The sequence below is a fragment of the Pacificibacter marinus genome (assembly GCF_018860665.1).
Taxonomy (GTDB): domain Bacteria; phylum Pseudomonadota; class Alphaproteobacteria; order Rhodobacterales; family Rhodobacteraceae; genus Celeribacter; species Celeribacter marinus_A.
Map to the genome: position 1 here is coordinate 60557 of NZ_JAHKPK010000040.1, position 12842 is coordinate 73398.

General features: G+C 53.4%; 10 protein-coding genes. 1 reads left to right on the plus strand and 9 read right to left on the minus strand.

Annotated elements, in window-relative coordinates:
- The first annotated feature begins 275 nt into the window (after window positions 1-275).
- Entirely contained in the window at window positions 276-2042 is a 1767-nt protein-coding gene (locus tag KO497_RS12240; RefSeq protein ID WP_215944341.1) for a sensor histidine kinase, read from the plus strand.
- Window positions 2043-2342: 300 nt separating this feature from the next.
- Here KO497_RS12240 and KO497_RS12245 read toward each other — a convergent pair whose 3' ends face one another.
- The 9 genes from KO497_RS12245 to KO497_RS12285 form a co-directional block, all read right to left on the minus strand.
- Window positions 2343-3071, minus strand: coding sequence for an SDR family oxidoreductase (locus KO497_RS12245; protein WP_215944259.1), 729 nt, complete (start codon window positions 3069-3071; stop codon window positions 2343-2345).
- A gap of 100 nt (window positions 3072-3171) precedes the next feature.
- Entirely contained in the window at window positions 3172-3897 is a 726-nt protein-coding gene (locus tag KO497_RS12250; RefSeq protein ID WP_215944260.1) for an SDR family oxidoreductase, read from the minus strand.
- A gap of 73 nt (window positions 3898-3970) precedes the next feature.
- A complete protein-coding gene (locus KO497_RS12255) occupies window positions 3971-5602 on the minus strand; it encodes an FGGY-family carbohydrate kinase (protein ID WP_215944261.1) in 1632 nt (543 codons plus the stop codon).
- Window positions 5603-5686: 84 nt separating this feature from the next.
- Window positions 5687-6661 (minus strand): ABC transporter permease, encoded by a 975-nt coding sequence (locus KO497_RS12260; protein ID WP_215944262.1) that lies wholly within the window; start codon window positions 6659-6661, stop codon window positions 5687-5689.
- Window positions 6651-8153 carry a sugar ABC transporter ATP-binding protein gene (locus tag KO497_RS12265; protein WP_215944263.1) on the minus strand — a complete coding sequence of 501 codons (1503 nt, stop codon included), beginning with the start codon at window positions 8151-8153 and terminating at the stop codon, window positions 6651-6653. Before KO497_RS12265 ends, KO497_RS12260 begins: the two co-directional genes overlap by 11 nt.
- A gap of 59 nt (window positions 8154-8212) precedes the next feature.
- Window positions 8213-9130, minus strand: coding sequence for an ABC transporter substrate-binding protein (locus KO497_RS12270; RefSeq protein ID WP_215944264.1), 918 nt, complete (start codon window positions 9128-9130; stop codon window positions 8213-8215).
- Between the two features lie 90 nt (window positions 9131-9220).
- Entirely contained in the window at window positions 9221-10105 is an 885-nt protein-coding gene (locus KO497_RS12275) for a helix-turn-helix domain-containing protein (RefSeq protein ID WP_215944265.1), read from the minus strand.
- A 495-nt stretch (window positions 10106-10600) separates the two neighbouring features.
- Window positions 10601-11644, minus strand: a complete 1044-nt coding sequence (locus KO497_RS12280; RefSeq protein WP_215944266.1) for an NAD(P)-dependent alcohol dehydrogenase — start codon at window positions 11642-11644, stop codon at window positions 10601-10603.
- Window positions 11645-11950: 306 nt separating this feature from the next.
- On the minus strand, window positions 11951-12829 hold the full coding sequence (locus KO497_RS12285; RefSeq protein ID WP_215944267.1) for a LysR family transcriptional regulator: 879 nt from the start codon (window positions 12827-12829) through the stop codon (window positions 11951-11953).
- Window positions 12830-12842 lie beyond the last annotated feature (13 nt).

Here is a 12842-nt window from a genome sequence, read left to right on the forward strand (position 1 = left end):
TGGCTATTATTTGTTCAGCTGACGTAGGGGCGCAAATAGCCAGATTGCTCCCCCACCTCAAACAATCACATCCCACGCACGACCTCTTGACCTTAAGTAAATATTTGACAACAGTGGGTTTCATTCAGCCAGAAACCGAAACAACGCTTTGATTTTCCTGAAGTCTGCTACAGACTGGTCAAAAGATTGAGACCACTTTTCACATTTAGTCCCGAGCCGACGCCGGCCAAATGGTGGTATCATCCAACGAAGAAGAGGGCTTAGGTAAAACAATGATGTCATGTTTTGAGGGCGTCTCGGCGAACCCTGTCTTTTGGTTCGTATCTGCGATCAGTGCTATCGCTGCTTTTGTTTTACTATGGGTCATTAAGTATCAGAACTTTAAAGGAAAAGTTTTTTACGCTTTAACCTTCATTGCCATGATATGGACCTTGATCATGGTCGGGCTTGAAGTCGTATCGGATAATTTCGCCTGCCAAATGCTGTGGGCAACCATGGCGTGGCTTGGCAATGCCTTACTACCAGTCGCTTGGTGTTTCTTTGTATTTGCTTATGTCGACAACGCGGCATGGCTCAAAACACGCGCGGCTGGTGCGACGTTGGCCGTTGTACCGATATCAGCTTTCGCGCTTGCTGCGACGAACCAATGGCACCACCTTGTCTATACAGATGCCTCGGCCATTTCGCTCGAAAATGGCAGCATTAATTACATTCACGGACACGGTTTTTATGTAATTATTGCATCTTTATACACCTTTGTGTTCGCGGCACTTCTCTGTCTTGCTAGGGCATTCACGCGTGCCAAACAGTCTGCATGGCCACTACTATCTGTGTTCATTGTTATCACTTTAACGCCTTTGACTGCCAATGCTGGCTATGTTGTCTTTGACCTGACCGTCTTCGGCCTTGATCCAACGGCCTTTATGTTCACGCTTGGCATACTCGCTTTCACATGGATTCTCGTTCGCAATAAAACCATGGATATGGCCTTTGTTGGCCAGTCAGGATTGGCAAATGCGATGAGCGAACCTGTCATTATGATCGATAGGAACAATAAAATATTTCGCATCAACAAGGCGGCAAAAGACAACTATTTCATTCAAAACTCTACTCATTTCGTGAATGAATTGCGCGCAAATATCGAAAATATAAACCTGCGCGAAACGCTTTCAAATTTGAACACAGGGTCACGCATCTATGAACCCCGTATTCAAGAAATCGAAAGTCCGCTTGACCCATCAAGGGCTATTCTTGGCTGGAGCATCACATTCGTTGATGTCACAGAAAATATTGCCATACGTGGGGCGCTGGAAGAGGCACTTCAGCGCGCCGACGAGGCCAGTCGCGCAAAAGACGAATTCATTTCCGTTGTCAGCCATGAATTGCGAACCCCCCTAACCTCTCTCATCGGAGGATTAAAACTGGCTCGTAGCGGAAAACTTGGAGAAACCACTGCATCGATTCAGTCCATGCTTGATATCGCGCATAGAAACAGCATTCGCCTCTCACGGTTGGTCGACAACATCCTGTTGGCACAGAAAATCGACATCAATGCCTTGGTTTTGGAACACGAACCTGTCGATCTCGGACAAATCCTCAAAGAAAGCTTCAAAGAAAACCAGATGTTTGCAGCGGAACAAGGCGTGCAATTTGCCCTAGACCAAATTGATAACGGCCCGACCATCACCGGGGATGCCTTTGCCATCCGTCAGGTGATCGACAACCTCATCTCGAACGCCATCAAGTTTTCGAATGATCACGGCACCGTCACAGGAGGGTTAACAACCTTGAACGGCCAAGCAAGACTTTCGATCACAAACTCCGGCCAAGGCATTCCCAAAGGGATGGAAAGTCAAATCTTTGGGCGCTTTGAGCAAGTCAAAAATAGCAACCAGCATTCCACCCAAGGATCTGGACTTGGTCTGCATATTTCCAAAAAGCTGGTCAACCAGATGGCGGGCGATATATTTTATCAAAGTGAGGAAGACCAAGTCACAACGTTTTATGTTACTTTCCCATTGACTGAGATTGAACAGATCTAGAGTTCGCACTGCCCCACCATCACTGTAACAAGATCAACTAAGTGGGTCTTCGCGCAGTTTCACACCCCACTCAATGTGTGGCCTGCTGAACGATACTAAAAACTGATGCGGTTAAAGTTCGAAGTTACCCACAGATCAGACCGCTGCTCGATTGGCGCATAAGCGTTCTCCCATTATGGTCGAGGTCATAGCAAACAAGATAACACACATGCGAGCCCTAGCCGAAAATGATGGAATACGCCACGCTGTAAAGGCTGACAAACAAATCAAAAAAGACTTGATTTGGAAGCAGGCGATATCTCAAATATCGAAATTCGACGGCAAAACGATCATATCGCGAATGGTCACATTGCGTGGACGCGTGAGCATATACATCATCGCATCTGAGACTTCGCGTGTTTCCATCAAAGCGCCCGCGTCTTTCATTTTCTGAAGACGCTCGGGTTCCCAATCGGACAGAAGCGCGGAAATGACAGGGCCCGGAGAGACCTGACCCACGCGAATACCATGCTGCATCAACTGGCGGCGCATTGTTTGCACAAAGCTGGTGATCGCCCATTTGGACGCCGAATAGACGGGTTCCACATGGATCGCCGAATGCCCTGCGATGGAACATGTCACAACAATATCGCCCGTGCTGCGCTTGATCATATGGGGCGCAACGCTTTGCACATTTTTCATCACAGCATTCACGTTGAGGTTCATCATACGGTCGATGGTGGCGGGCGTGGTATCGACGAGATCGCCGCCGATATAGCTGCCCGCGTTGCAAAGCAGGATATCAATATGGCCGACTTTTTCGAGGATTTCGGGCACCATTGCATCACAGCTTTGCGGATCAAGAAGGTCCGTCACCTGCGCCACGGCAGTCTGGCCCAACTCGCCTGCAAGTTTCAAGACCGCAGCTGCGTCGCGATCCACCATAACGACCGTCACACCCGCATCCAGCAGATCTTTCGTAATCGACAGGCCGATCCCTGAGGCCGCCCCTGTGACAACGGCAATCTTGCCCTCCAGTTCTACACCCATTTTCATTCTCCAGTATTATAGCCGCAACCCCGTTGCGCCATGTGTTGAAAGTTCAGTTGCAAGCGCTCGTTTTCATACGGCCCAGCGCTCGCGGCCTTGGTCAGACCGAGAGAAACCCGCCATCTACAGACAGCGCCGATCCCGTCACCATGTCCGCATCGTCCGACAGCATCAGCGCAATCGCCCGGGCGACATCCTCGGCCTGTGCAAAGCGGCCAATGGGATGTCGTGCCATCATCGGTTCGCTTTTCGCAGGATCGCTCCACGCCTCTGCCGCCAGTTCCGTCATTGTGACGGTTGGGGCTACCGCAACAACGCGGATACCGTGCGCGCCAAGTTCACGCGCCATCACACGAGTCGCGCCTTCCAAACCGGCTTTAGAGGCTGCATAGCAAACATGATCCTGAAATCCGCGATGTCCCGCGATGGAGGTCACGTTGACGATCACACCACCGCCGCCTGCGGCCACACGCGTACGGGCAAACTCCTGCGCACAGATCAGAGCGCTTTTCAGGTTGATACCCATGACCCGCTCGTAGCCCGCATCAGTCATGTCGAGAACGCTTTCGAGCACATTGGTTCCCGCGCAGTTGACCAACATATCGCAGGGGCCCGCCTCGGCTATCACCCGTCGCGCCTCGTCAACATTGGACAGATCGGCAATGAGACTGCGACCACCGATTTCGGCACGCAGACTGTCGAGGTCCGACTGCGTTCTGCTTATTGCCACGACTTCAGCGCCCCGTTGCCCAAGCAATTGCGCGGTCGAACGACCGATCCCCTTGCCAGCTCCCGTAATGATGACGGATTTTCCAGAAAACTGCATTGGCCTCTCTCTCATAAATTGGTCGGGCACGTTACGGCCCAAGTTTTGGTGGCTATCGCCCAACTGTTTCCGATCATGAACTGATGGTCTGTGTGGCGTTGCGAATTTCGCGCGCGGTGGCCTGAAGTTTCAAAAAGGCATCGAACCGCCTGTCGTGAAGTTGCCCGATTGAAGCGCCTGACGGTGCGAAAATATCCGCGATATGCGACATCACCGGCATGGCATCCCTGACCCCGTCAAACCGACAGGCCGCCACCGCGCCAAGAATGGCCGAGCCCAAAAGAACGGGTTCTGCACATACCGTTGCCTCAACAGGCAGTCCCGTCGCATCGGCCAGAAGTTGACGGATCAGCGGGTGCTGTCCCGCGCCGCCGCTAACCACGACGGTTTTCACATCTGCACCGTGTGCGGCCTGCGTCTCAATGATTTGGCGCAACCCGTAGCCCAAGCCACACAGGCCCGCGACGTAGAGGGCAATAAGAGACCGAATATCCGTCTCCATGCCCTGTCCCATAATCACGGCGCGGGCATGAGGGTCGGCAAAGGGCGCCCTGTTTCCCAAGAACTCGGGCACAACATGTAAATCCCCCGCCAAGGACACGGCCTTGGACGCATCATCACAAGCGGCAAGCGCGGCATCGGCCAACCAGACGGGCAACGGCTGCCCCGCAACCTGTGCCTGTGCTTTGGCCTCACTGTATGCGGGATGTAGAGTTATCAGGTGATTTATGGCCGCCCCCGCAGCAGATTGCCCGCCTTCGCACAACCAAGCGTTGGGCACCATGGCAGAGAAATATGGCCCCCATACGCCGGGAACGAAAGCAGGATCGTGGGTTGTGGTCATGGTGCACGACGACGTGCCAAACACGTAGGCAAGACAGGTCGTCGGATCTTCGGCCCCGCCCCCCGCGCAGACGGTTCCGACACCGCCCGCATGGGCGTCGATCAGACCCGCCGCGACCGCTGTTCCAGCGATCAAACCAAGTTGCGATGCGGCCTCGTTGGTCAGGCCCGCTCCCAAGGCCGTCCCTGGCGCGACAATATCTTGGCCAATACGGACAAAGTCCTCATCGGCCAGATCACCAAGGCCGATGACACGAAAATATTGCGCGTCCCAACGGCTCTCATGGGCTAGATAGGTCCATTTGCACGTGACTGTGCATAAGGACCGCGCCGTGCTCCCCGTGGCCTTCCAACCCAGAAAATCTGTCAGATCAAAGAAATGTCCCGCCGCCTTATAGGTTTCAGGACGGTTTTCTTTCAGCCACAAAAGTTTGGGAGTTTGCATTTCGGGTGAAATTACTCCACCGACATAGGCCAGCACGTCATGTTTATGGGCGTTAATACGTTCAGCTTGCTCAATCGCGCGGTGATCCATCCAGACGATAATATCCCGTTCGGGATGAGCCGGATCGCCAACAGCGAGCGCTTGCCCGTCCGTGCCACGCACAACCATCGAACAGGTGGCATCAAAGCCAATCCCGCGGACACTTGCAGGATCAATTGCAGCATCCGCCACGGCCTTGCGCGTCGCCTGACACACCGCGTCCCAGACCTGTGCGCTCGATTGCTCTACGATGCCATTGGGCGCGCGGAACATGTCGAGGTCGTGCTTCGCCGACATTAAGAGTGTGCCCGTTGCGTCAAAAACACCGGCCCGCGCAGACCCCGTGCCGACATCCACACCGATAAAGTGATCTGTCATCGTCTCAGTTCCTGTTCATAAGAGATAAGAAGCCCCGCGGACCCAAATGGCGGGAGGGACACTCCGGTCCGCGGACGTCAGTCATCACCATTCACGGCTAATGTAGATGGCAAGAAGTATGATGAAGCCCTTGATAACGTCCTGAAGATAGGGGTTGATCCCCATCAGGTTCAGGCCATTGTTGATGATCCCCAACAAGACAGCGCCGATCAAAGTCCCGAGGATGAGGCCCCGCCCACCTGCAATCGCCGTGCCGCCAAGGACAACCATTGCAATCGCATCAAGTTCAAAGGCCACGCCCGCACCGGGTTGGCCACTCATCAGGCGACCTGTGAGAATGATTGCAGCCATAGCTGAGGTGAAGCCAGAAAGCATAAAAACAATCAGCTTGACCCTCTTTGTATTGACGCCCGAAAGAGAGGCTGCGGTCTCGTTACCACCAATGGCATAGACATGACGCCCGAAAGATGTGCGCTGCAACAAAAGCCACGCCAAGGCATACAAAACGATCATGATAATGATCGGGACGGGGATGCCACCGATGCGGCCGATACCGAACCACGAAATCCAGCTTGGCAGACCGCTGATCGGGTAGCCGCCCGAGTAAACGAGCCCGAAGCCGCGCGCGATGAGCATGGTCGCGAGCGTTACGATGATCGCGGGCATCTTACCCCATGCCACCAATAGGCCGTTGAATATGCCAAAAAGGATGCCGGCAACGATCATCGTAAGCAGGCCAAGCCACGCTGGCAGGCCCATATTGACCATCACACCCGCTCCGAGCGTCCCACACAGGGCCATGACCGCACCCACCGACAGGTCAATACCACCCGTCAAAATGACGAATGTCATGCCGATCGCGAGAATACCGATAATGGACTGTTGACGCAAAACGTTAACGATATTGTCGACGCTAAAGAAATTGTCACTGGCAAAGGCCATAACGACCGACACGACAATTAAGCCAACCATCGGCAGCAATAACGGAGAGTGCTTGAGCCTATTGACCACCGACTGCGGAGCCGAAGACGAAGTTTGAGCAGGGGAGTTATGCGGCATATCTAAGTGTTCCTGTTGTGGCGTTTTTCATTATGTCTTCCGAGGTGATCTGCGTGCCGTCGAGGGTCGCCACGATAGCCCCACTTCGAAACACGCACACACGATCCGCCAGACCTGTAATCTCGGGCAACTCCGAAGAAATCATGATGATCGAGTATCCCTCCTCGGTCAGTTTGCGCATCATCTGATAGATCTCGGCCTTGGCCCCCACATCGATCCCGCGTGTTGGCTCATCAAAGATCAGGATTGGTGTGTTGTGATTCAGCCATCGGGCGATCACGACCTTTTGCTGGTTCCCGCCCGACAGCGTATTGCAAGGCACATCCGGACTGGGGGCTTTAACGCGCACATCCTTCATGACCTGTTTCGTGTGAAGTTGTTCAGCGGCCAGATCGAGGAAAGCCCCGAGACGGCGGTATTTTCCGTAGTTGTTGATCGAGATATTCTGCATGACCGAGAATGACGTGATCAGCCCCTGTTCCTTGCGACTTTCGGGCAAGAGGCCGATGCCTCTGGCGAGCGCCTCGCTTGGGTTCTTGGGGGGTGTAGAGTCGCCATAGATCTCGACCTTCACGCGCACGGCAGGGAACGCTCCCATTATCGACAGCGCCGTTTCGGTCCGCCCAGAGCCGACAAGACCGGCAAAGCCTAGAATTTCCCCCTGACGCAATTGAAAGGCGCTGACGGGGCCATTTTTGTGCAATTGAATTTCCGTAGCATCGATCACCACGCGCGCATGCGGGTTCGAAACGGGTTTGGGTGGAAAATTGCTTTCAATCCGACGCCCGACCATCATTTCGACCAACCGGTCCGTATCAATCGCGTCCACCTCGCAGGTATCGACATATTCGCCGTCACGCAGGACCGTGATACGATCGCAAATCTCGAAAATTTCTTCGAGGTGATGAGAGATAAAAACGATGGCAACGCCCTGCGAGCGCAGCTCCCGCATCACCCGAAACAGAAACTCCACCTCGCTCGGGGTCAAGGTCGCAGTCGGTTCGTCAAGGACCAGAACCCGCGCATCCAGCGATAAAGCCTTGGCAATTTCTACAAACTGCTGCTCGGCTACACTCAAATCGGCGACGGGCACATCAAGAGAAACCTCAACGCCGAGTTTGTCTAACACATCACTGGCACGCGCCCGCATAGCCTTTCGATCTAACAGGCCAAGACGGGTGCGCAGTTCACGCGCGAGAAAGATATTCTCAACCGCCGTCAGATACGGAATAAGACTGAATTCTTGAAACACGATGCCGATGCCAGCGGCAATCGCCTCATCGTAATGAGAAAAATGCCGCTCAATGCCATCGATGCGAATAGTGCCTTCATCCGCTTTGAGAATTCCGCACAAGATCTTCATCATCGTGGATTTACCCGCCCCGTTCTCACCCAATAGGGCGTGAACCTCGCCGGCACGGACCTCTAGATTCACACCGTGAAGCACCTTCACTGGCCCAAAAGCCTTTTGTATTCCCGTCATCTCGAGCATTCATTTTCTCCCGCAAATCGCTGCGCCCGAAGTTTTCGGACGCAGCTGTCGTTAATGGTTTACCAAGAGAACCCATCGGCGTTGTCGGCATCCACCACACGCACGTCGATTGGAACTTCGGAAGGCACCACACGCGCGCCCCAGTATTGAGCAAGCGCCATACCAAGACCAACACGAACCTGATCGCGTGGGAACTGAGCCGTGGTTTCAATAAAGGGCGTGCCCTGTGCAATCGCGGCAACCGCTTCCGGCGCACCATCAACCGAAGTCAGTTTGATGTCTTTGCCAGAGCCTTGGATCGCAGCCAATGCACCCATTGCGCCCCCGTCATTCACCGAGAAAATCCCGCCAAGGTTTGGATGTGCTTGGATCATGTTCTCGACCACCCCCAAGGCAACCGAGCGGTCTTGACGGCCGTTTTGGGTGTCGACCAGAGTGATACCAGGTGCTTCTTCGAGTGCCGCTTTACACCCTTCGACGCGCTGCAAAATCGGCACAACAGGGATACCGTCAAGGATCGCAACTTCGCCCTCGCCGCCCATAGCCTCAGCCATATATTGACACGACATATAGCCCGCATCGCGGTTCTTTGAGCCAACAAACGTATCGACGGGGCCGTTGGCATTTGCATCCACAGCAACCACAATCACGCCTGCCTCTTTGGCCATACGCACGGCAGCTTCGATGCCTGCGCTATCGGTTGGGTTGAGCAACAGAATGTCGATGTCTTGCTGAAGCATATCCTCGACATCAGAAATCTGCTTGGCCACGTCATGACCTGCATCGGTGACAACAACCTCGGCGCCGATTGCACCAGCAGCTTCCATTAGCGCCTCTTGCATGCTGACGAAGTAAGGGTTGTTCATCTCTTGAAAGGTCATGCCGATCTTGAGCTGATTATCTTGAGCAAAGGACGCACCAGCCGTTACGGCCAGTCCGAGTGCTGCTACGGAAACAGTTTTGAATAGATTTGTCATAGGTTCCTCCCTTGATTGACAGACAAAATCCCTCCTTGCCGCAAAACGGATGTCTGCGGTGTTTTTAAGTCCAAGAAGGGTCTTTGGTAATTAAGCGGGCATACGCACCGCCTCGTTCTCTGCAAAGATTTGTCGGAATTCCGACGGCGACTTACCTTTCACCCGCAGAAAATGACGATTGAAGTTAGATAGATTTGAAAACCCAACATCAAAGCAAATGTCAGACACTTTGGCATCGGGGTCCGCGACCAACATCTGACAAGCCAGATCGATCCGAAGCTGATTGCGAAACCGCACCAAACTCGTTCCGGTATGCCGCTTGAACGATCTGGAAAAGGCGCTCTGGCTCTGGCCAGTCATCTCTGCCAATTCGGTTTCACTTATCGGTTCAGTCAGATTTTCACGCAGATGGGCGATCACCCTGTTCATTTCGGATTCTTCTTGTTTTTCCAAATTCAACATATAGCTGAGACTGGAAAGTGTCTGGATGTTTGACGCTTTCAAAAGCCTGTCCAGAATCTCAAAGAACAGCCCTAACCGAAGAACCCCACGCGCATTGAGCAATCGCCGCATAAGCGGGCGCACCGCCTCTCCGGTTTCATAATCAAAAAGAATGCCACGCCGACTGCGCTCAAACAGCGATTGTGCGGCAGCGGCCTCTGGGAAAGCATCAAGAACCTTGTCGACAAAGCTCTGAGGGAACTGGATCACTTCTGTGCGCTGCGGCACGGCCTCGGCAGACCCAATGTCACTGATCCAGTTTTGCGGCAGGTTCGGGCCTGTCATAATAAGCTGACCTGGGGAGAATTCCCCAACGTGGTCGCCCACATAGAACTTGCCATGTGTCGCCGCCACGAGATGGATTTCGTATTCAGGATGATAGTGCCAACGCACGGTGCGAAACGGATAGCCGTGACGCCAAGCCGCAAACGACTCTCCCTCTCTGATATGCACCAACTCTAGGTCGAGCTGCATGTCATCCTCCCCATTTCCCCGAAGCTGTTCCGTCTCCCAACGTGGCCGCCCTCCTATTCGCCTTGATTCTTTTATATCAGTCTCGTCGGCCTCCAGCCACCACAACACAGCGCCAATAATGATACTTTTTTGACCTCCTTCTGGCCCACAGTGACGAGAACTCCACCTTCAGGCTCGACAATCAACACAAAGCATCGCAGCGCCATCTCGCTGCAGCGCAGAACCAATTGAAAGAAGATTAAGTGTAACATGCACCGAGGCAAAATCATAAACCCATGAAAATACGGCTCTGGCGAAAGCATGAGAGACTTTGAAAGTTCTGATACTTTTCCACGCAAGATACGGTCTAATTCGTATCAGTGACGTCCTCATTCAAACCACACTTCTGCCATTGCGGTGCAGAGTGATAGGGCACGTAGAATCAAACGGAGCACCAGAGATTTAAACCCCGATGCCCCTATTGTTATTCGGTCAGATCCGCGATGCGTTGCGGTCTCAGGCCCCTTGCAAATCAATCTGGATTTTAACATCCGTCTCGCGGGCCTCAACAGCGCGATCAAACGCCGCGATGCTGTCCTTGAACGGCAGTGTGGCTGAAATCAGCGGCTTGAGGTCCACTTTGCCCGCCGCGATCAATGCAATCGCCCGATCATATATATTGGCGTAGCGGAACACCGTTTCGACCCTGAGCTCCTTGGCCTGCATCCCGACGATGTCCACAGGCACAGGATCGACAGGCATCCCAACAAGAACCACAGCCCCACCGGGACGCGCAAGCGCAGGCAGTCCCAAAATAGCGGGCGCAGCACCAGAACATTCGAACACAACATCAGCCCCCCATCCGTCAGTAGCCTCGGCAATGGCTTCGGCTGCGGATTTCTGGCGAATGTTGATCGTCTCGATACCCTCATAGGCCCCAATGATGTCCAGTTTGGGTTGCGCGAGATCGGCGACATAAACTTTGGCACAGCCCCCCGCCAAGGCGGCCAAAGCCGTCATCATACCTATCGGCCCCGCACCGGTAACAACTGCAATATCACCGGGCTGGATACGCGCGCGCAGCGCACTTTGCATCCCGATTGCAAACGGCTCGACCATTGCTCCTTCGGCAAAGCTCACATGGTCAGGAATCCGGTAGGTGAAAGCGGCGGGATGGATAACTTCAGGCGTCAGACAGCCATGAACAGGCGGCGTGGCCCAAAAACTGACGGACGGATCAACGTTGTAAATACCCAGTTTTGAGGCGCGCGATGTCGCTTCGGGAATACCCGGCTCCATGCAGACCCGATCACCGACTTTCAAATGCGTCACGTCCGCGCCAATCTCAAGAACGACGCCCGCGGCTTCATGCCCTAGGATCATTGGCTCGTTTACAACGAAAGGTCCAATTTTCCCGTGTGTATAGTAATGTACATCAGACCCGCAGACACCGACAGTACGGATGCCGATACGAACATCGGCAGGACCAAAGGTCTGCGTCAGGGGAAAATCCCGAATGTTTAGTTTTCCCTTTTCTTCAAGAACAAGTGCTTTGACCAATGTTATGCCTCCCGTTTAGTGCAGCTTTTATCCGATTACCGCCAGAACTCCACGCTGCAATCCGTTTCGCGAGTATAGTGAGACAAGTCTCATACGTGTGAGACAGAATTTATAAGCGGTTAAAATTATATCAGGACCCGTCTCAATCCCTATCGAAGCAACGCAAATAGGGACACTCGCAACAGGAGTCTGCCGCATTTATGCGGGTCACAACTCAAATTGTCGCCTCGCAACCCTACATGAGAATCAATTACAAATGCTCCCCTTTTAAAGAGTGGCGGGCATGGAAGATCATATTGACACATGTCAAACGGATGGAGGCTGAGCAGCTTCATGCGCGACTTCGTTCAGGCATTGCACGGCTTTCTCGATAAATGTGCCCTCATACTCACGCAAAAATGACGCCGACAAAGCAAGTGGATTTGGCGCCCAGCCTGGGTCAAACCAGGTGACTCGCCCGCTTTCCATGCTTCTGTGCGACGTCATCTTGGGAAAGGCCCCTGCACCGATGCCCGCCGCGACCAATTCAAACCCCGTAGACAGCGCACTTGACGGGAAAACGCGCACACCCGATCCATGAAGCCGCGTTAAATTGGCATGAATTTCCTGAAATGGTCGCGACTTACGGTGAAATGTAATGACAGGCGTTTTTGAAAGATCAGGATCATCTGTGCCAGCCTGTTTAAACCATCCCATTTCAACGGACGGGAGAGCCACATTGGTGACCGTGTACTCCGAAATCGGGCCCATCAGCACCACAAGATCAAGAGAGCGATCCAACATTTGTTCGCGCAGATTTACAGAGATATCGACAGATACCTCAACCACAACCCGCGGATACAAACGGTGGAAGCGCGCGAGAAACTCAGCGAGCCAACTTTCTGCTGCCGTTTCAATAACGCCGAGGCGCAGAACAGATTCAAACAGTTCTGATGAAACAAGCTCAGAACGGATTCTGTTCATCGTCTGCTCTAACACTTCCGCATGAGGGATCAGAAGAATGCCCGCGCGGCTCAGTTGCATACCGCCCCCGCTGCGGTCAAATAGTGTGACATTCAGATCTTTTTCCAATGCCAAAATTCGATTTGAAACAGCGGGTTGCGAAAGGTTCAACGCCATTGCTGCCCGCCGAACCGCCCCCAGCCGCGCCACTGCCAGAAAGGTTTTAACTTGGTCAAAATTCATGGGGATCTCGCCT